The sequence below is a fragment of the Shimia sp. FJ5 genome (assembly GCF_032918335.1).
Classification (GTDB): domain Bacteria; phylum Pseudomonadota; class Alphaproteobacteria; order Rhodobacterales; family Rhodobacteraceae; genus Shimia; species Shimia aestuarii_A.
The window spans coordinates 468,527-488,950 of the sequence record NZ_JAWJUV010000001.1 but is presented as its reverse complement, the minus strand read 5'-3'; the positions used below and the strand labels follow the sequence as shown (position 1 = coordinate 488,950).

Here is a 20,424-nt window from a genome sequence, read left to right as displayed (position 1 = left end):
CAGGGGTTTCCCGCCCCGAATTCCAATTCAACGTCCCAAGTGCGCCGCTACGCTTCGCGTATGCGGCGCATTTCTATGTTCGAAAAGGTAAATGCCCTGCCATGTGCCAAGGACAGGCCGCCCTCCACTGACCGGGATGGAGAGGGAGACCGGCATCATCGCCGCCTTTATATGGGCCGGCATGTCATCAGGGCCTTCATAGGTGTGCGTCAGATAGGCCATCGACGGATCGGTCGTCGGTGGCACGAGCCGATGAAAGAAATTCCGCAGGTCTGTTTGCACTTCGGGGTCCGCGTTCTCTTGGATCAACAGAGAACAAGAGGTGTGGCGCACGAAAAGCGTCAAAACACCATCCACCTGTCCCGCCTCGCGCACCCAAGTGGTGACATCGCCGGTGAACTCGTAGAGGCCCTGCCCCCGCGTTGAAATCTGAAACACAGTCTGCATGGCGCAACCCTGCCAGAGCGTCCGCCCCTTGCCCAGCGATTTTGCCCGACTGCGGCCTACCAATCCATTTCGTAAGTGCAAAGCCCGCGCGCATTGCCAACCGAGATGTTGAACCCGGCGAAATCAAACCGTAACGAGTAGTTGCCGCCGTCCCCCGGCCGCGCCGCATTGGCAAGAAGACCAGCACTCGGCGCAAGGGTAAACCCAACCCCATAGCCGCGCTCTGTCTTGGCCACTGCGCGCGGGGTCTCAACATAGAGACGATCCGTGGCGCCAGCCCCAAGCTCCCGCAACGCATAGCGCCCTGCTTCGCACCAGATCCGAAGATCGCCACCTTGCAAGCCTTCAACCACTTCGAAACGCGCATCTCCCGGCAGCGGGTTGATTTTCCACGTCGGATCCGGACGCATCGTCTGGGCTGTCCCTGTGCTGGCGACAAGGCAGAACGCAACCGCGGCCTTCAACGGGTTCCACATTGTAACGGCCCTCTCTTTCCAATGCCTTTTCATTACCTAGTGCCACAGCCCGCGAACGCCAACCCTTCGGCACTGGACGGAAAAGGCCCGCCCTTTTGGGGCAGGCCAGCGTTGTTTAATCGGCGGCGTCAGCGGCCGCTGTCTCAACCGGTGAGTAGCTTAGGCTATAGCCTTTTTTCGCCAGCACCCTGACAAGCCGGGCGCCGCGCTTGGTCGCCGCTTTGCGAGCGTCCTTCCACGCGGCATCACGCTCCTGCTTGGAGGCTGTGGGATGCTGCGCCCTGAATTCCTGGAACCAGGCGGTGCGCCCGATCAGGCGGGCAACCCGGCGCCGCATTTTTTGCTCTTCGGTGAGCGGGGTCTTGGTTTTTTCCATGTCTGATTTTCCTTGTGAAAACATGGCGGCGGCCCCTTGGAACAAGGGCCGCAGACGGCAACCGCGCCGCCATAGCTCGGAATACACCAACCTCCTGATCCTGTATCGAAAATTCGGATCGGTCCGTGCCGCATATCGGCGCTTTTCCGCTCTTTCCCGGCAACGAAAAAGGCGCCCCGCGGGGCGCCTTGTTTCCTATTGGTCGAGGAAGCTGCGAAGCTTCCGGCTGCGGCTCGGGTGTTTGAGCTTGCGCAGCGCCTTGGCTTCGATCTGACGGATCCGTTCGCGTGTCACGCTGAACTGCTGCCCCACCTCTTCAAGCGTGTGGTCGGTGTTCATGCCGATGCCAAACCGCATCCGCAACACCCGCTCCTCACGCGGCGTGAGCGAGGCGAGCACCCGTGTCGTCGTTTCCTTCAGGTTCTCCTGAATCGCCGAATCCAGCGGCAGAACCGCGTTCTTGTCTTCGATGAAATCGCCAAGTTGGCTGTCTTCCTCATCGCCAATCGGCGTCTCGAGAGAGATCGGCTCTTTGGCGATCTTCATCACCTTGCGCACTTTCTCGAGCGGCATCTGAAGCTTCTCGGCAAGCTCTTCCGGCGTCGGTTCGCGACCGATCTCGTGCAGCATCTGGCGCCCGGTGCGGACAAGCTTGTTGATCGTCTCGATCATGTGGACCGGAATACGGATCGTGCGCGCCTGGTCGGCAATCGAGCGGGTGATCGCCTGACGGATCCACCACGTCGCGTAGGTTGAGAACTTGTAGCCCCGGCGATACTCGAACTTGTCGACGGCCTTCATCAGGCCGATGTTGCCTTCCTGAATAAGGTCAAGGAACTGCAAGCCGCGGTTGGTGTATTTCTTGGCAATCGAGATCACCAGTCGCAGGTTCGCCTCGACCATCTCTTTCTTGGCCTGACGCGCCTCTTTCTCGCCCTTCTGGACCTGCTGCACAATGCGGCGGAATTCCGAGATGTCGAGACCGACATACTGACCCACCTGCGCCATGTCGGCGCGCAGCTCTTCGACCTTATCGGTCGAGCGCTCCATAAACATCTGCCAGCCGCGGCCCGGCTTTTGCGCCATTTCGTCGAGCCATGTGGGATCAAGCTCACGGCCACGATAGGCTTCGATGAACTCGCGACGGTTGATGCGCGCCTGGTCGGCAAGCTTGACCATGGACGAGTCGATCTGCATCACGCGGCGGTTGATCCCGTAAAGCTGGTCGATCAGCGCCTCGATGCGGTTGTTATGCAGGTGAAGCTCATTCACCAGAAGCACAATCTCCGAACGCAGTTTCTGGTACTTCTTCTCTTCGCCTTCCGAGAAGCTGTCATCCTCGTTAAGCGTCGCGGAAATCCGCACATCCTGCATGTCCGACAGAAGCGCATAATCCTGCGCGATCTGGTCCAAAGTTTCGAGGACGCGGGGCTTCAACGCGGCCTCCATCGCGGCAAGCGACATGTTCGCCTGCTCGTCCTCGTCATCGTCATCATCCTTGGCAATCGGGTTGCCATCGGCATCAAGCTCTGGGCCCTGCTCTTCTTTCTTCGGGGCGCTGTCGACATTGGCGGTCTCGACGACGGGCTCTTCCTCATCTTCGCCCATCTGATTGCCAAACGTCGCCTCGAGGTCGATCACGTCGCGTAGAAGAATCTCCTCGGACAGAAGTTCGTCGCGCCAGATGGTGATCGCCTGGAAGGTCAGCGGGCTTTCGCAAAGCCCCGCAATCATCGTGTTGCGGCCGGCTTCGATCCGCTTGGCAATCGCGATCTCGCCTTCACGGCTCAAAAGCTCGACCGACCCCATCTCGCGCAGGTACATGCGCACCGGGTCATCGGTACGGTCAAGTTTCTCAGTGGTGCCCGAACCGAGCGCAACTTCGCGGTTGGACGACGAAGTATCGACCACGGCGGTGGATTTCTGCTCCTCCTCCTCGGCCTCTTCGTCCTCGATGATGTTGATGCCCATCTCCGACAGCATCGACATCACGTCTTCGATCTGCTCGGAACTGACCTGCTCGGGGGGCAAGACCTGGTTGAGCTGGTCGTAGGTGATGTACCCCTTCTCCCGCGCCTCGGCGATCATCTTCTTGACGGCGGCCTGGCTCATATCGAGCGAGATCTCCGCTTCCTGATCGGCGGGCTTCTGGTCGTCGGTGTCTTTTGCGGCCATGCGGTGCTCCTGCGGAAAGGGCGTGGGTGATTCGGTTTAACCCGAATCAATAGCGCGATCTGGTGATTCGCACACCCGTTTACCCTGTTTTCTTTACCTGTTCCTCACCAAAGTGACTCATCGGCCTCGTCCGCGTCCGCCCTTGGTGAAATCGATTCCCTTGGTCAACGCGTCGAGCGCCTCGCGCTCCTCGCGATCTACTGCCACGCCATTGGGGGCTTGTTCATACTCGGCGGCGTCCTCCTGACGCACCCGAAGCGCGTTATTGCGCGCCTCCGCCGCTTGACCAAGACGCCATGTCACGGCCTCATCTGCAACCCCCATAAGGTCTTCGGCGGCTTCCGCGACCTCGGCCAGAAGACCACTTGTCGTCTTCATCTTGGCCAATTCCTCGACCAACGTCTGCCGCGCCAGATCGGCATCGCCCGGATGACGTACCGCAGGGGTAATCGCCACATGGGGATGCCCCAAGAGCGTTTCAACCGCCTCCGGTCCAAGCGCACCTTCAATCGCAGCTTTCGGATCGGCTGTGTTGGCAAAGCGCAACAGAGCGTCGCGCAACCGCGCATTTTCCGAGTGGCGGCACTCCATGCGTTCGATCTCATAGTCGAAATCGTCAAGCACCTCCGGCGTCGAAAGCACCACCGCCAAGACCACCGCCTCGCGCAATTGCTGTTCGACCGCGCCCTGCGCGGCGGCCAACATGGAGGCCTTGGTATGGCTTTGCACGACGGGTTTCGGCGTCCATCCTTTGAATGGTCCCTTCGACGTGACCGACCGCTGCGGCCGGAACAGAGACCAGCGTAGCTCCTTGATCGCCTCGCCATAATGGCCCCGGATCGACGGATCGCGGATCAGCTTGAGCTTGTCACGCAATGTCTTGTCGAGTGCGGCTTTGCGCTCGGGGCTGTCAAAGACCTTCCCCTCGATCTCGCGCTGCCAAAGAAGATCGACCATCGGCTTTGCCTGATCGAGCACGGCCTGAACCGCCGCGGGCCCCTTGGCGCGCAAGAGATCGTCCGGATCCTGCCCCTCTGGCATCAGGGCGAACCGCAGGGATTTCCCCGCCTCAAGAAGCGGCAGCGCAAGATCGATCACCCGCATCGCCGCCCGAAGCCCCGCCGTATCACCATCAAGCGCGATGATTGGCTCGGGCGAAATCCGCCACAACAGTTCCAACTGATTTTCCGTCACCGCCGTGCCAAGCGGCGCCACGGACGCGCCGAACCCCGCCTCGGCAAGCGCGATCACATCCATATAGCCCTCGGCCACGATAAGCGGCTGGCCCTTGCCCGCCGCTTCTCGCGCAGGCCCGTGATTGTAAAGGCTGCGCCCCTTGTCGAACAATTCGGTCTCAGGGCTGTTGAGGTACTTGGCGTTGTCATTGGGGTCCATCGCCCGCCCGCCAAAGGCGATACAGCGCCCCCGCGCGTCGCGGATCGGGAACATGATCCGGTTGCGGAACGTATCATAGGGCCGCTTGCCCTTGTTCGAAGGCTTGGCAAGACCACAGCCAAGGATCAAATCCTCCGCCACACCCTTACCGGTCAGATGGTCCCAGAGCCCCTGCCAGCCATCCGGTGCAAAGCCGATTTCCCACCGATCCCGCGCCGCCTCGGACAATCCTCGCCCATCGAGGTAGTCGCGCGCCGCCGCGCCGCCGCCAGTCTTGAGTTGCAAGCGAAAGAACTGCACCGCCTGCTCCATGACATTGGCCAGCTCGGTGCGTCGATCGGCTTTTTCCTGCGCTTGCGGATCGCGCGCAGGCATCTGCATCCCGGCCTCCTCGGCCAAGATTCGCACCGCCTCCATAAAGTCGACATTCTCGGTCTCACGGACAAAGGAAATCGCATCGCCCTTGGCATGGCAGCCAAAGCAATAGTAATAGCCCTTCTGGTCATCTACATGAAATGACGCGGTTTTTTCGTGATGAAAGGGGCACGGCGCCCACATGTCGCCCTTGCCCTGATTGGATTTGCGCTGATCCCACATGACCTTACGACCGACCACATGGGTCAGGCTCGTACGGCTACGCAGTTCATCCAGGAATCCGGGGGGCAGGCTCATGGAGCGAATATAGGCGCGGTGCTGCGCCCCGTCCAGACGCCCTTACTGCTTGACGCAGGTCTCGTAGTAGGCCGCGCCCGGATCATTCTTGAGGTCTTTGCGCTTGAGCGTGTTGTAGACCCAATCGACGATATGCGGCACGGCGGCAACGTACTTGGCGGCCACGGCCGCATCTTCTCCCGAGCTCATCATCTCGACCGCTTTCTTTTCGCGCACACGATCTTGCCGAAGTGCCACTGCCCGGTTCACGATATCAGCCTGCATCTGACACTCGGCCTTCTGATCGGCGAGCGCGGGGGACAGGGTCGCGGCGAAAAAAGCGACGGTGACGGGAACGAGAAAACGCATATGTCTGGTACCTTTGTCATTCGGACTGCGCCGAAAATGTCAGGCTCACCGGCGCGCGGCAACCCCTTTCATCGCGGTCTCGAGATCGTGAACAAGCGTTCCGGCCATGGATCGGAAGGCAAGAATGAAAAACGCCTCGTCGCTTATCCGGGTGATCGACACGCTCATATGCTGCAACATCGTGCGCACCGAATGGCCGCGTTTGAACACCGTTTGGCGCAGATCAACCGGCACCAGCCGCGCCAGCACGTCCTCCGCCGCCGCTCCCTCAAGCCGCACCATCGCCCAGGCGTCCGACTGGTCCGTCATCGCCGCATGGGCCGCAAGACCCGTATCCGGCTCCGGCCCGACAAGCATCGCCTGCCCCTTGCCAATCCAAATCGCCCGCGCCCCCTCCTTACCCGTCGCCCGGTTTGGCGCGGGAAACACCATGCCATGCGCGGATTTGAGCGCCTGCGAAAGCGCCTTCTCCTGACCCTGCTTCGGCTGAAGAGAGGTCAGGCAGGTCATCGCGACCTCGCTCAATCGTGAGGCGCCATGCTCGACCGGCAAACGCCCGCCACAGGGGGATTTCGCAACCAACTCAACCACGCACACGCCCTCCTTCGGGATCAAGGAACACCGGATCGCAGACCTTGCAGCGTGTGGTCACGCCACGCAAATGATCGACCATCGTGATCTCTTCGCCATGCCGCGCCCGCCCATTGCGCAGGAACGCAAGCCCCAGCGACGTTTCAAGCGTCGGAGAGAAACAGACCGAAGTGACATAGCCTTGCGCATTGCTGCGCACCGGCTCGGCGCCCGGCTCAAACAAATGCGCCCCTGCCGTGATCTGTTTCACAACGCCCACCGGCATCAGCCCGACCAACTGCTCGCGCTCTTCGCCCGAAAGGCCGGGGCGTTCGCTCATCGTCTTGCCGATACAGTCCTTCTTGGCGCTGACCATCCGTCCCATGCCGATATCATACGCCGTCACCCGGCCATGGATTTCCGCATGGGTGATAAAGCCCTTCTCGATCCGAAGCACGTTGAGCGCCTCCATCCCGTAGGCCCCGCCGCCCATCACTTCGGCGCGCTCGAGCAAGAGCTTGAACAGGCTCTCGCCATAGCGCGCAGGGACCGCGATCTCGTAGGCATGTTCGCCGCTAAAGGAAATCCGAAACAACCGCCCCGCCACACCGCCAATCGTGGCCGGCCCGCAGCCCATGAAGGGAAAGCTCTCATTGTCGATTTCTTCCGCCACGATCCCATTCAGGAGTTCGCGCGATTTCGGCCCGGCAACGGCGAACTGCGCCCATTGCTCCGTCACCGAGATCATCGCCACGTCGAGATCAGGACAGAGGCACTGATGCACATATTCGAGATGGCGCATCACCTGCCCCGCCGCCGCGGTGGTCGTGGTCATCACGAAATGATCCTCCGCGATCCGCGCCGTCGTGCCGTCATCCATGACAAACCCGTCCTCGCGCAACATCAACCCATAGCGCACCTTGCCGGGCTTCAGTGTCGAGAACGTGTTGGCATAAACGAAATCGAGGAATTGGCCCGCGTCCTTGCCTTGAATGTCGATCTTGCCGAGGGTCGAGACATCGCAGACCCCGACCGTGCCACGCACCATGTTGACCTCGCGGTCACAGCTTTGCCGCCACGTGCGCTCGCCCGTCACCGGGAAATAGCTCGGACGATACCAAAGCCCTGCCTCGATCATCGGCGCTCCGCGCCGGACGCTCTCGGCGTGACTCGTCGTATGGCGTTGCGGCGCAAAGCCCGTGCCCTGCCCGCCCGCGCCAAACGCCGCGATGGCGACCGGAACAAAAGGCGGGCGGAAAGTCGTCGTGCCCGTCTCTTCGATCCCGCGCCCCGTCGCATCGGCAAGAACCGCAAGCGCTGCAACATTCGAGTTCTTGCCTTGATCCGGTGCCATGCCCTGCGTCGTGTACCGCTTCATGTGCTCGACCGAGCGGAAATTCTCCTGTGCCGCGCCCTGCACATCTTTGACCGTCACGTCATTCTGGAAATCGAGCCACGCGCGCCCCTTGCCCGCAACCGCCCAAAGCGGCTCGATCCTGTAGGGGCTATCCTCACTCTCAGGCACCACGGATTTCTTTGCCTTCACACCCAGATCGCCCAGCGCCCGAAGCGCCGCTTCGGCGCCTTCGACAAAGGCCCGATGTGTCGAAAACGCGCCGTTGCACGCGCCCACGGCCTCCAACCCCGGAATGGCTCCCGGCACAGGCACGAAAGAATGGATGCCGCCATGCCAATTCGGCCGCCCGTTCATGTGGCACGTCATATGCACCGTCGGGTTCCACCCGCCCGACATGGCAAGGCAATCGGTCTGGACCTTGTCGACGCTGCCATCGGCGCGCCGATAGCTCACCGCCTCAAGCGCCTTGCGCCCCTCGCTGCCACAAACCTCCGCGCCCTTGATAACCTCATAGCCCGCGCCCTCCGGCGCCTCCGCGCGGCTGTCGATCACGGCGGCGACATGCACGCCTGCATCGACAAGATCGCGCGCCGTGCGATGGGCATCGTCATTATTGGCAAAGATCGTGACACGCTGCCCTGGCGCCACGCCATATCGGTTGAGATAGGTGCGCACCGCGCTCGCCGTCATAATGCCGGGCCGGTCATTGTTGGGAAAGGCCACGGGCCGCTCAATCGCCCCCGCCGCAAGCACCGCGCGCTTGGCCACAATCCGCCAGAAACATTCGAGCGGCCGCCCCTCGCGCGCCGCAACATGATGCGACACCCGCTCAAGCGCGCCATAGGTGCCTTGGTCATAGGCCCCTGTGACAGAGGTGCGCGACATGACCCGCACATTGGGCAGGCTCTCGAGTTCCCGCACGGTCTCTGCCGCCCAATCGGATCCGGCCATGCCACCGACCTCGAACGTCTCACCATTGAGCCGCCCACCAAGAAGGCTGTCCTCGTCACAGAGGATCACATCCGCCCCGGCGCGCCCCGCCGTCAGCGCCGCCATAAGCCCCGCAGGCCCCGCGCCGATCACCAGCAGATCACAGAAGGCAAACGCCTTCTCGTAATACTCCGCATTCGCCTTCCCGCTCAGCGCCCCGATCCCTGCCGAGCGGCGAATGACCGGCTCATAGAGCTTTTCCCAAAACACCTTGGGCCACATGAAGGTCTTGTAGTAGAACCCCGCACCAAGGAAGGGCGCGAAAAGGTCATTCACGCTCAGGAGGTCATAGTTGAGCGACGGCCAGCAATTCTGCGAGTGCGCCGAGAGGCCATCGTAGATTTCCTGCACCGTCGCGCGCACATTCGGATCCTGCGTCGCGCCGCTCCCAATGGTGACAAGCGCGCTGGCTTCCTCGCTGCCCGCCCCCATGATGCCGCGCGGACGGTGATACTTGAACGACCGCGCGACAAGCTTCACATCATTGGCCAAAAGCGCCGAGGCCAGAGTATCGCCCTGAAATCCCTCTAGCTGCCTTCCGTCAAAGCTGAACCGCACCGGCGCGCCGTGATCGACAAGTCCTTTTCCCGCAATCCTCATGACGCGCCCTCCACGAGCTTGCGCCTGCGTTTCTCGGCAAGTTCGGTCTTCAGGATTTCATGCGTGACCGTATTGCGCGTCACGACAACCCAAGCCGCACAGCCCCCCTCGTGATACCAAAGGTCCCGCGTGACACCCGCTGGGTTGTCCCGAAGATGCAAATAAGTGTCCCAAGCATGGTCACCCGCATCCGGGTCCGGCCGCTCAAGAAGCACCGCATCGCCCACGTAGTAGAATTCCCGCCTGTCACGTTCCCCACAGAGGGGGCATTTGATCCGCATGGTGTGTCCCTCCTCAGTGCAGGTTATGCTGAGAGCCGGTGCCCTCTTCATCCATGATGTTGATCCCCGTCCGGAACCGGTCGAGGCGGAACTTCTCGGCGACCTCGTGGGGCGTGTTCGTGGCCATCAGATGCGCCATGCACCAGCCCGACGCCGGCACCGCCTTGAACCCGCCGTAGTTCCAGCCACAATCGATATAAAGCCCCTCGATCCCGTCCATCTTGTCGATGATCGGGCTGCCATCCGGGGTCATGTCCATGATCCCGCCCCAACTTCGCAGGATCTTTGCCTTGCCGATCATCGGCATGAGCGTCATCCCCGCCTCCATCACATGCTCCACCATCGGCAGGTTGCCGCGGCTCGCATAGGAGGCATAGAAATCAAGGTCGCCGCCAAACACCAGCCCGCCCTTGTCGGACTGGCTGATATAGAAATGCCCCATGCCGAAACTCACCACATGATCAATCACGGGCTTGAGCCCCTCGGTGACAAAGGCCTGCAAGATATGGCTCTCGACAGGCAGGCTCCGCCCCGCCATCGCCGCCACTTGACCAGAGCGCCCGGCGACAACGATCCCAACCTTGCCCGCCTTGATTGGCCCCTTGGTCGTCCGCACGCCTTTGACGACGCCGCCCTCAATATCAATGCCTGTGACTTCGCAGTTCTGGATCAGGTCGACGCCCCGTTCCGACGCCCCGCGCGCATACCCCCAGGCGACCGCATCATGACGCGCCGTGCCGCCGCGCGGATGATAGAGCCCGCCATAGATCGGGAACCTCGCCTGTTCAAAATCGAGATAAGGCAGATGCTTGCGCACCCCGGCCTTATCGAGAAGGATCGCGTCATCGCCTTGATTGACCATCGCATTGCCGCGCCGCGCAAAGGCATCGCGCTGCCCGTCGCTGTGAAACAGGTTGATGAGTCCCCGCTGCGAATGCATCACGTTGTAGTTCAGCTCTTCCTCAAGCCCCTCCCAGAGCTTGAGTGAATGTGAATAGAATTCCGAATTGCCCGGAAGAAAGTAGTTGGCGCGCACGATCGTCGTATTGCGCCCGACATTGCCGCCGCCAAGATAGCCCTTCTCCAGCACTGCGATATTCGTAATCCCGTGGTTACGGGCAAGGTAATAGGCCGTCGAAAGCCCATGCCCGCCGCCGCCGATAATGATCATGTCATAGGCGGGTTTGGGTTGCGCATCGCGCCAATGCGCCTGCCATCCCTTGTTACCGCTGAGGCCCTCCTTGAGAACCCGCAAGCCGGAAAACCGCATCTTGTCCTCCACACATCGTCTGACCCGACTGAACCAAGTCCCGCCGAGCTTAGCAATGGGCGACCGCCCGCCAATCCGAAGTTTTCGACAGGAACCTGTCTACCAGCGACCAACTCGCCACGAAGTCAGGCGCTAGTCCGGGCACGCCGCGTTGCGCTCTTCAAGCGTCAGGACACGCGGCGTACATGTCGCCGCACCATCCGCATCAAAGAACGGTGCCATCGTCGCCGCACGACCAAGCTTTGCCCGCAAATGCCGCCGCATGATGTTGAACCCCGTGCGCGCAAATCCGTATTTGCGCACCGGTGGCCCCTCGCCCGTCGCACCTTCGGTAAAGGTCTCGGCAGTCAGCGGCCCAAGCGGGTCGCGCGCCTCCTCCGCCACGGTATGCACAAGCACGCCCGAGAAACAAAGCTTCGGACTGGGCAGCGTGTTGAACAACGGCGTGTTGCAGCACTCGGCATACCAACGCATCAGCCCCTTGGGAGAGAGGCGCAGGCAGGCCACATGCGTCGCGCCCTCGTCGATGCGAATATGGGCGGGGGTGGTCTGGTAGATGTCCGACCCACCCCGCGCATTCAACAAGTCCGAACGCCCAAGCGCATGCGCCGCTGTCTGGCAATCCTTGCAATAACAGGTGATCCGGCTGCCCGCTTTCTTGTCAATATCCACAAGCCTGCCGTTGACGGTGCCGCACGTGCAGGAGAACGGAATGTCACCCATGTGTCAGAGCCCTTTCGCCCGATAGCTTGCGGCCACCTTGTCGATCGCCACGAGATAGGCCGCCGTGCGCAAATCGTCGACGTCGCCACGCTCGTGCCAGACATCGCGCATCGACTGGTAGGCGATCCGCATCGTATCATCGAGCCCCGAGCGCACAAGCTCAAGCTCATCCGCCCCGCGCAGGTACTTCTGCTTGAAGCTATCGGAAAGCGTATAGGTGTTGCCCATTGCCTCAGAGATCTTCTGAAGCTCGTCCACCACAAGCTGGTGGCGCGCCTCTTCCTGGCGGCGCTGCATCCGGCCAAAGCGGATATGGCTGAGGTTCTTGACCCATTCAAAATACGAGACCGTCACGCCGCCCGCGTTGGCATACATGTCCGGGATGATGACCGTGCCCTTGTCGCGCAGCACTTCATCCGCGCCCGCTGTCACCGGGCCGTTAGCCGCTTCGATGATGAGTGGCGCCTTGATCCGCGCAGCGTTGGAAAGGTTGATAACCCCCTCAAGCGCCGCCGGGATCAGGATATCGCATTCGCTCTCGAGAACCGACGCACCGTCTTCGCTATGAAGCGCATCCGGGAACCCCGTGACGCCACCATGTTTGACGATCCACGCCCGCACCGCCTCAACATCGAGACCCTTTTCGCTGAACAGGGCGCCATCATGCTCAATGATCCCGGTGATGATTGCACCATCTTCTTCGCTCAGGAACTTCGCCGCGTGAAAGCCCACGTTGCCAAGGCCCTGCACGATGATGCGCTTCCCCTCGAGCGTCCCGGTCAGACCGGCTTTCTTCATGTCGCGCGGGTCACGGAAGAACTCGCGCAGCGCATATTGCACGCCGCGCCCCGTCGCCTCGACACGTCCCGCGATGCCGCCCGCATTGAGCGGTTTGCCGGTCACACAGGCGACCGCGTTGATATCGGTCGTGTTCATCCGCGCATATTGGTCAGCGATCCACGCCATCTCGCGCTCGCCCGTTCCCATGTCCGGCGCCGGGACGTTCTGCGATGGATGGATCATGTCACGCTTGGCAAGCTCATAGGCGAACCGTCGGGTGATCCGCTCAAGCTCGTGCTCGTCATACTGGCGCGGGTCGATGCAAAGCCCGCCCTTGGAGCCGCCGAACGGCGCTTCGACCAGGGCGCACTTATAGGTCATCAGCGCCGCCAGCGCCTCGACCTCGTCTTGGTTCACCGCGCTGGCATAGCGGATGCCGCCCTTGACCGGCTCCTTATGCTCGGAATGAACCGAGCGATAGCCAGTGAACGTATGGATTTCCCCACGCAGTCGCACACCAAAGCGAACGGTATATGTCGCGTTGCAGACCCGGATTTTCTCTTCAAGCCCGGGCGACAGGTCCATCAACGCCACCGCGCGGTTGAACATGAGGTCTACGCTCTCGCGAAAACTCGGCTCTTTTGGAATTGTCATGTCTACGGCCTCCCTCAGCCACGTCATTTGCGCGACTCGATGCCGCACCCCTCCCTGCGACCCTACAAAGACCTGCGTCCGAATTGCGAGGGGGAAAAACAACAAACTGCCTGTATTTTTGGCAGAACCCCATTTCGAAACAATCACATCAGAAACCCGGCAATTGTCCTCACGCCCTTGTAAATATGAGGAAAATTTGTGCGAAAACCCCATTCCCGCGCCAGTTCAGCCCAAGTTCCGCCCCATTTGAAAGGGATATTCAGCTAGGGCCGAAGTGCGTCGAGTCGCTCGATTTACCTTCGCGTCAAGAAGCTCAGGTGAAGAAAATGCCGACCAAGACAACCAAGACCATCAACGCCGTGCGCGAACGGCTTTCCCGTTTTCGTCATGATGAAAGCGGTGTGCTCGTCGGGTTCTCAGTATTCCTTTTTCTGATCATTCTGCTCGTGGGCGGGATCGGCATCGACCTTATGCGCTCGGAAATGAACCGCACCCGGATGCAGCACACGCTTGACCGCGCCGTGCTCGCCGCCGCCGATATGGGCCAGACCCTCGACCCCAAATCCGTGGTGCGTGACTATTTCGCCAAATCCAACCTGAGCGAAACACTGACCTATCTCGACGATGACACCGGGCTGAACTACCGCGTCGTCACCGCCCGCGCCAAGCGCGACACCAAGACCAACTTCATGAAACTCGCCGGGATCGACACGTTGAGCGCTGTCGCTGCGGGTCGCGCCGAGGAACGGATCGGCGGCGTCGAGATCTCCCTCGTTCTCGACGTATCCGGCTCCATGAACAGCAACAGCCGCCTGTCGAACCTCAAGGTCGCCGCCAAGGACTTCATCGACACGATGGATGCCAATACCGAGGACGGCAAACTTTCGATCTCCATCGTCCCCTACGCGACCCAGGTGTCCGCCTCGAAAAAGCTCTTCGATACGCTCAACGCCTCGATTTCCGGCAATATGGACGTGGACACCGTCATCAATCCGAACGCGAGCGGTGTGGAAGCAGCGGCGAACCAGCAAGGCTATTCGCATTGCATCCATTTCGACGCGGCAGACTTCGACACGACCGAGCTTGACCCAGACGAGCGCTGGACCCAAGCCATGCATTTCAGCCCGTGGAGCGATTATGACGGGCGCGACAATGATCCCAAACAATTGGTTCAGACACCGGTATGCCGCACCGATAGCGGCAGCGAGATCATGGCGCTGGAGAAGAACAAGACCACGCTCAAGAACTACATCAACGGCCTCTGGGCCGGTGGCAATACGTCGATTGACGTCGGGATGAAATGGGGCGTTGCGATGCTTGACCCCTCGACCCAGGACATCATCGACTACCTGATCGACGAGGACGTGATTTCTGATGATTTCGTAGACCGCCCAACCCGCTACGAGGATGGCGATGCGCTCAAAGTGATCGTGCTCATGACCGATGGTCAGAACACGAGCCAATACTATGTGCACGATGACTTCCGCTCGGGGGCGTCCAACATCTGGTGGAACGATCAGGAAGAGATCTATTCCGTCTATGTCGGCACGGATATCTACGACAGCAACGACAACGACGACTACACCGACGAGCTCTACTACTGGCCCGGTCACAACGACCAGAATGGCGACTGGCAGGAAGGCTGGTACGATCACCCCTATGGCAACGGCGAGATCACGACGACCGAATGGATCGAGCATGTCGAAACCTATTGTAAACGCTACTACACGCGGGGCTGGCGCAAGGGCCAATGTAAGAAGTGGGGCAACCAGACCTCCTATGAGGAGATCACGACAACCGTTTCCGAGAACGGCGAAGCGATCCAGCTGCAATACCCCGATCTCTGGGCCTATACCTCTCTCGAGTGGAACGTCGAAGAGCACTACGAGCCTTGGATGAATGACAATGACGCCTGGGACGACTGGTTCTACGACGTGCGCAAATCCATCGGCAACTCGACCAAGAACGCCCGCACCAAGGCGATCTGTGACGCCGCCAAGGCCAAGAACATCGTGGTCTTCACCATCGGTTTCGAAGCCCCCTCCAACGGGCGCGCCGTGCTCAAAGACTGTGCCAGCACCGACGCGCATTATTTCGATGTGGACGGGCTTGAAATCTCCGATGCCTTCTCGGCCATCGCCTCTTCCATCGCCCAGCTGAAGTTGACCCAATGAAACGCCTGCTGACCATATTCCGCCGGGACGATCGCGGTCATGCCTCGATCGAATTCGTGATCATGTTCCCGCTCTTCTTCTGGATCATGGTTTCGGCCATCGACATCGGCATCATTACAATGCGTTCGGCACTGCTTGAGCGCGCCCTCGATGTGGTTGTGCGCGACATCCGGCTATCAACGGGCACCGCCCCCGACCATGACGAGATCCGCCGTCGGATCTGCGCCGAAAACGCCGTGGTGAAGGACTGCACCGAGAATCTCATGCTCGAAATGCAAATCGTCGACATGCGCGCCTGGAGCGACCTGCCCAGTCGCACGACCTGCACCAACCAAGCTGAGGAAACCCAGCCTCTGACAACCTTTGAGAACGGCATGGACAACGAGCTGATGATCCTGCGCGCCTGTGCCAAGATCACACCGATGTTCGGGGAACAGGGCATCGGCCCCTATCTCAACAAAGACAGCAACGGCGACGTCGCGATCTTCGCGCTCTCCGCCTTCGTGCAGGAACCGAGGTAAAACACATGTGGATCAGGCTTATATCCGCCCTCAAGCAGTTCCGCGATGACACCCGCGGCTCGGTCGCCGTCGAAGCGGCGATCATCCTGCCCATGTTGCTGTGGGCCTATATCGCGATGTTCGTCTTCTTCGACGCCTACAAGACCCGTTCCATGACCGAAAAGGCCGCTTTCACGATTTCCGACATGCTCTCGCGCGAGACCGCGGCGATTGACGATTACTACCTCGGCAGCACCCGCAAGCTCTTTGACCTGTTGGCACAGTCAGACTCGCCCTCGGGTCTTCGTGTCACGGTCGTAAGCTATAGCGGAGTGACACAGGAACATTCGCTCGAATGGTCGAAATCGATCGGCAACATGGACGAGTTGCAAGCCCCGAACCTCTCGGATTTCGTCGTCCGTCTCCCGGCGATTGCGGCCGGAGAAAGCATCATCGTGGTGGAGACCTTGTCCACTTATGAACCGGCGCTGAATGTCGGCCTCGGGGACAACACGATCGAGACCTTCATCTTCACCCGCCCGCGTTTCGCGCCCCAGCTTGTCTGGAGCGATGGCGACAACAACGTCTAGTCGTCGACAGGACGCCCGGCAATCAACGCCTCGATCATCTGCGCCATCATTTTACCCTGTGGCCCGGGCGTCACGCCGCCAATCCCGACTCGTTTGCCTGCGCGCCACCAAAGGCCCGGACGCCAACGTCCCTCGCCACGTGTCTTCAGGCTGAGAACGAACCCGTTCGATGGTTTAAAAGCAAACGTCCCCCGGCTCACCCCATCGATCTGCGCGATCTCGGCCACGGTCTCGCCCGTGCTATCGACGATCCCTTCCTCTGTCAGCGTCAGCGTTAGCTCAGTCGCCCGCCGCGTCGCCTCGGCCAGCCAGAGAGACAGCCCACCGAGCAAGAGCAAGAACCCCTGCCAAAGCACGGTCGCAGGCGGAACGGCCACCGCAATATAAATCAGCAACCCGCCAAGCGTGGCCATGATCGCCACACCGATCCACCGGCGCGGCGCCGAGGCACGCAATTCTGCAAGGACTTCCTGCGACATCTTAAGTTCCTTCGTCTGACGCCCCGCCCTATCCCAAGGCGCGGGCGCGCTCAATAGGGCATCGGATGGGCGCGATGCGCGTCATTGATGTCTTTCATCACCTCATCCGAAAGCGTCACCTCGGTGCATTTCAGGAGATGCTCCAATTGCTCGATCCGCGTTGCCCCGAAGATCGAGGAACACATGAAGGGGCGCTGAAGCGTGAAGGCCATGGCCATATGGATCGGATCAATCCCATGGGTCTGGGCAATCGCGAGATAGGCATCGACCGCATCAAAGACCCGTGCCGACTTGCGCCCGCCAAGGTTCTCGACAATCGACATGCGCGACCCTTCCGGCACCCGGCCATGCTGATACTTGCCGGTCAAAAGCCCCGCCGCAAGCGGCGAAAACGCCAAAAGCCCCACATCCTCGTTGACGCTCAACTCCGCAAGATCGGTGTCGTAGAGACGGCAGAGAAGCGAATATTCATTCTGGATCGACGCCACCCGCGGCCCGCCCTTTTCGCCCGCAATCCGCAGCCACTCCGCCGTGCCCCAGGCGCTCTCGTTCGAGAGACCAAAGGCGCGGATGTTGCCCTTCTCGACCTGCGCCTGAAGCGCCTCGAGCGCCTCTTCCATATGTGCGAGCGTCGCCGCGCGGTCCTGCTGCGACGGATCAAACGCCCAGTTCTGGCGGAACATGTAAGAGCCGCGGTTTGGCCAATGGAATTGATAAAGGTCGATCACATCCGTCTTCAGCCGCCGTAGCGAGCCTTCAATGGCCTCCGGGATCGTCTTGGCCGAAATCGGCGCCCCGTCGCGCGCATGTTTGAACCCCGCCCCGGAATGTTTCGTCGCCATCACGACCTCATCCCGCCGCCCGGTCTTTTCAAACCAGTTGCCGACGATCTCCTCGGTCAGGCCCACGGTCTCGGCGCTGATCGGATTGACCGGATACATCTCGGCCGCATCGAAAAAGTTAATCCCGTGATCGCGCGCCATCTCCATCTGCGCATGGGCCTCGGCCTCGGGTGTCTGCGTGCCAAAAGTCATCGTCCCAAGGCAAAGCTCCGAAACCTCGATTCCCGTCCGGCCAAGCGGTTTCATTTTCATTGTCGCGTTTCCTTTTTCCGTTTCATTCAGCGCTTGGCGCGCTCGTGAAAAATAAAGCCCAGCATGTTGAGCAAGACCTGTGCCGCAAGGATCGAGGTTGATCCCGTGGTGTCATAGTCCGGCGCCACCTCGACAAGGTCGATGCCCACAACCTCATGCCGCTTGGCAAGCGCCTGCAACATCTCAAGCACATCATAGTAGAGGAAACCCCCATGGCTCGGCGTGCCCGTGCCCGGCGCGATGGACGGACAGAACCCGTCGATATCAATCGTCACATAAACCCGCGCGCCTTCCGGGATACGCGCGATGACGCCCTCCGGCCCGATCTTGCGCGCCTGACGCACCGAGAGGATATCGCTCCCCATCGACCGCGCCGCGTCATAGCCTTCCTTCGCCGTGGACGACACATTCCGGATACCAACCTGCGTGAGCCCGGTGACATAGGGCTTTTCCGCCGCCCGCCGCATCGGGTTGCCATGGCCATAGCGCACCCCATGGCGCTCATCGACGAAATCGAGATGCGCGTCGATTTGCAGGATATGAATATCCCCCTCGCCATCAAAGGCATTGATGCAGGGGATATTGATTGAATGATCCCCCCCGATCACCACCGGAAGCGCGCCGGCCTGAAGGATCTTGCGCACGCCTTCCTCGATATTGGCGTGGCTCTTCATCGTGTCGGTATGGACGATATCGGCATCGCCAATATCCACGATCCGCACCTCTTCGGGGAGGTAGGTCGCATCGTCCTCGTGGTCATAGGCCCCGGCATGGCCAAAGGAAAAAAGCGTCGAGGCCTCGCGCACACCGCGCGGCCCAAACCGCGCCCCCGCCCGAAACTGCGTGCCGAAATCAAACGGTGCGCCCATCACGGCCACATCCGCCTCGATCGCGTCCCAATCGCTGACGTAAGGCCGCTTGCCAAAGGTCGAAATCCCCACGAAAGGCAGGTCAAGCCGCCCCGTCTCATAGCCATGTCCCGCCATCTGCGTATCCCCGGTCTGTCGTCTTTGCCGGTAACCTGCGCATATTTCCCGGCCCCGGCAAGGGGCGTTCGGGGAAAACGCCCGCTCTACTCGTCAAGCGGCTGGACTCTCGCCCCCCGCCATGCTCGCATGGCCCACGCGAACACCACTTCCCCAAAGGGCTCGAAAACGACGCTGGCTGTCGAATATCCACAAGACCCCGCCGCCCGCGCCACCCCAAGCTGACACACATGCGCTTCCTGATTACCTCTTCTGCCCTGTTTCTCTCGGTCATCCTGCTTCAGCTCAGTTCCGGTGGCGTTGGCCCGCTCGATGCGCTCTCCGGCCTGACCCTCGGCTTTACCACGAACCAGATCGGCCTCCTCGGCTCGGCGCATTTCCTCGGCTTCTTCATCGGTTGCTGGTGGGCGCCGCGCCTCATGGGCAGTATCGGTCATTCCCGCGCCTTCGCCGCCTTTACGGCGACCGGCGCGATCAGCCTCATTGCCCACTTCCTCGTCATCGACCCGATGGCCTGGGCGCTCATGCGGATCGCCTCGGGCCTTTGCGTCGCGGGCTGCTATACCGTGATCGAAGCTTGGCTTCAGGCGCGTGTCACCAATGCCAACCGGGGCCGCGCTATGGGGACCTACCGGATCGTCGATATGGGCGCGTCGCTTGCGGCGCAAATGGTGATTTCGGTCCTCGAACCAGCCTCCTACGTCTCCTATAACCTGCTCGCGATCCTCTGCTGCGCCGCGCTTTTGCCCATCACGCTAAGCAAGTCGGCCCAGCCCGAAACCCCCGACGCCCCGCGCCTGCGTCCAATGCTGGCCGTCGCCCGCTCGCCGCTGGCCGCCGCCGGCGTGGTGGTGGCGGCGCTAAGCTCGGCCTCCTTCCGCATGGTCGGCCCGGTCTATGGCACGCAGGTCGGCCTCGGCACGGATCAGATCGCATGGTTCCTCGCCGCCTTCGTCTTTGGCGGCGCACTGGCACAATACCCGGTCGGCTGGCTCGCAGACAAATTCGACCGCCGTTGGGTTCTGATCTGGCTTTCTGGCGCCGCGATCCTCTCCTGCGCTTCGACCGCGCTCTCGGGCGGGCTTGGCACGACGACGGTCATGGTCAATGCGGTGTTCTTCGGCCTCACCGCCTTCCCGATCTATTCCGTCGCCGCCGCCCACGCCAACGACTTCGCAAGCGCCGACGAACGGGTCGAGCTCTCCGCCGCGCTGATGTTCTTCTTCGCGCTCGGGGCCATCGCCGCACCGACCGTGGCTTCGGGCCTGATCAACTGGTTCGGCCCCGCCGCGCTCTTCGTGATGATCGCTGTCGGTCATGCCGTCCTGATCGTCTTCGGCATCGCCCGCATGCGCATCCGTCCCACGGTCGAGAACCGCACCCGCTACGTCTATGCCCCACGCACGAGCTTCACCATCGGCCGCCTCATGGGCCGTCAGCGCGACCGCAACTCCTGAGTCCCCGTTTTCCATAAAAGAAAACGGACC

19 protein-coding genes are annotated in these 20,424 nt (G+C 61.1%); 4 read left to right on the top strand and 15 right to left on the bottom strand.

Annotated features, from left to right (window positions below; translation table 11 throughout):
* Positions 1–27 precede the first annotated feature (27 nt).
* From R1W01_RS02530 to R1W01_RS02475, 12 genes are all read right to left on the bottom strand, one after another.
* The gene (locus R1W01_RS02530) at positions 28–447 is read right to left on the bottom strand and encodes a secondary thiamine-phosphate synthase enzyme YjbQ (RefSeq protein WP_243613191.1); all 420 of its coding nucleotides are present in this window, start codon (positions 445–447) and stop codon (positions 28–30) included.
* Positions 448–503: 56 nt separating this feature from the next.
* Positions 504–923 carry a hypothetical protein gene (locus R1W01_RS02525; protein WP_243613192.1) on the bottom strand — a complete coding sequence of 140 codons (420 nt, stop codon included), beginning with the start codon at positions 921–923 and terminating at the stop codon, positions 504–506.
* Positions 924–1,038: 115 nt separating this feature from the next.
* Positions 1,039–1,299, bottom strand: coding sequence for a hypothetical protein (locus R1W01_RS02520; RefSeq protein ID WP_297757658.1), 261 nt, complete (start codon positions 1,297–1,299; stop codon positions 1,039–1,041).
* 195 nt (positions 1,300–1,494) lie between these two features.
* Positions 1,495–3,474, bottom strand: coding sequence for an RNA polymerase sigma factor RpoD (gene rpoD, locus R1W01_RS02515; protein WP_243613194.1), 1,980 nt, complete (start codon positions 3,472–3,474; stop codon positions 1,495–1,497).
* Positions 3,475–3,591: 117 nt separating this feature from the next.
* On the bottom strand, positions 3,592–5,541 hold the full coding sequence (gene dnaG, locus R1W01_RS02510) for a DNA primase (protein WP_297757655.1): 1,950 nt from the start codon (positions 5,539–5,541) through the stop codon (positions 3,592–3,594).
* A 42-nt stretch (positions 5,542–5,583) separates the two neighbouring features.
* A complete protein-coding gene (locus tag R1W01_RS02505) occupies positions 5,584–5,889 on the bottom strand; it encodes a hypothetical protein (RefSeq protein ID WP_297757652.1) in 306 nt (101 codons plus the stop codon).
* A 45-nt stretch (positions 5,890–5,934) separates the two neighbouring features.
* The gene (locus R1W01_RS02500; protein WP_297757649.1) at positions 5,935–6,480 is read right to left on the bottom strand and encodes a sarcosine oxidase subunit gamma; all 546 of its coding nucleotides are present in this window, start codon (positions 6,478–6,480) and stop codon (positions 5,935–5,937) included.
* The gene (locus R1W01_RS02495; RefSeq protein ID WP_297757647.1) at positions 6,473–9,406 is read right to left on the bottom strand and encodes a sarcosine oxidase subunit alpha family protein; all 2,934 of its coding nucleotides are present in this window, start codon (positions 9,404–9,406) and stop codon (positions 6,473–6,475) included. The genes R1W01_RS02500 and R1W01_RS02495 overlap by 8 nt, the downstream gene beginning before the upstream one ends.
* Positions 9,403–9,687: a sarcosine oxidase subunit delta gene (locus tag R1W01_RS02490; RefSeq protein ID WP_297757644.1), complete on the bottom strand. Its 285-nt coding sequence runs from the start codon at positions 9,685–9,687 to the stop codon at positions 9,403–9,405. The genes R1W01_RS02495 and R1W01_RS02490 overlap by 4 nt, the downstream gene beginning before the upstream one ends.
* Positions 9,688–9,700: 13 nt before the next feature.
* Positions 9,701–10,957 (bottom strand): sarcosine oxidase subunit beta family protein, encoded by a 1,257-nt coding sequence (locus tag R1W01_RS02485; RefSeq protein WP_243613200.1) that lies wholly within the window; start codon positions 10,955–10,957, stop codon positions 9,701–9,703.
* 132 nt (positions 10,958–11,089) lie between these two features.
* A complete protein-coding gene (locus R1W01_RS02480) occupies positions 11,090–11,680 on the bottom strand; it encodes a DUF6151 family protein (protein ID WP_297757641.1) in 591 nt (196 codons plus the stop codon).
* Between the two features lie 3 nt (positions 11,681–11,683).
* Positions 11,684–13,114: a Glu/Leu/Phe/Val family dehydrogenase gene (locus tag R1W01_RS02475; protein ID WP_243613202.1), complete on the bottom strand. Its 1,431-nt coding sequence runs from the start codon at positions 13,112–13,114 to the stop codon at positions 11,684–11,686.
* 326 nt (positions 13,115–13,440) lie between these two features.
* On the opposite strand from R1W01_RS02475, the gene R1W01_RS02470 reads away from it, so the two are divergent.
* From R1W01_RS02470 to R1W01_RS02460, 3 genes are read left to right on the top strand one after another with little or no spacing between them, the layout of a single operon-like run.
* Complete coding sequence (locus R1W01_RS02470; protein WP_297757636.1) at positions 13,441–15,288, top strand: TadE/TadG family type IV pilus assembly protein; 1,848 nt, start codon at positions 13,441–13,443, stop codon at positions 15,286–15,288.
* Positions 15,285–15,809: a TadE/TadG family type IV pilus assembly protein gene (locus R1W01_RS02465; RefSeq protein ID WP_243613204.1), complete on the top strand. Its 525-nt coding sequence runs from the start codon at positions 15,285–15,287 to the stop codon at positions 15,807–15,809. Before R1W01_RS02470 ends, R1W01_RS02465 begins: the two co-directional genes overlap by 4 nt.
* A 5-nt stretch (positions 15,810–15,814) precedes the next feature.
* Positions 15,815–16,378, top strand: coding sequence for a TadE/TadG family type IV pilus assembly protein (locus R1W01_RS02460; RefSeq protein ID WP_297757629.1), 564 nt, complete (start codon positions 15,815–15,817; stop codon positions 16,376–16,378).
* Here R1W01_RS02460 and R1W01_RS02455 read toward each other — a convergent pair.
* From R1W01_RS02455 to speB, 3 genes are read right to left on the bottom strand one after another with little or no spacing between them, the layout of a single operon-like run.
* Positions 16,375–16,857 carry a hypothetical protein gene (locus R1W01_RS02455; protein WP_297757626.1) on the bottom strand — a complete coding sequence of 161 codons (483 nt, stop codon included), beginning with the start codon at positions 16,855–16,857 and terminating at the stop codon, positions 16,375–16,377. The genes R1W01_RS02460 and R1W01_RS02455 overlap by 4 nt on opposite strands.
* A gap of 50 nt (positions 16,858–16,907) precedes the next feature.
* A complete protein-coding gene (locus R1W01_RS02450; protein WP_297757624.1) occupies positions 16,908–17,951 on the bottom strand; it encodes an aldo/keto reductase in 1,044 nt (347 codons plus the stop codon).
* 26 nt (positions 17,952–17,977) lie between these two features.
* Positions 17,978–18,937 carry an agmatinase gene (speB, locus tag R1W01_RS02445; RefSeq protein WP_297757621.1) on the bottom strand — a complete coding sequence of 320 codons (960 nt, stop codon included), beginning with the start codon at positions 18,935–18,937 and terminating at the stop codon, positions 17,978–17,980.
* Positions 18,938–19,167: 230 nt separating this feature from the next.
* Between speB and R1W01_RS02440 the strand changes: the two genes are divergently transcribed.
* On the top strand, positions 19,168–20,394 hold the full coding sequence (locus R1W01_RS02440; RefSeq protein WP_297757618.1) for an MFS transporter: 1,227 nt from the start codon (positions 19,168–19,170) through the stop codon (positions 20,392–20,394).
* The last annotated feature ends 30 nt before the right edge of the window (positions 20,395–20,424 follow it).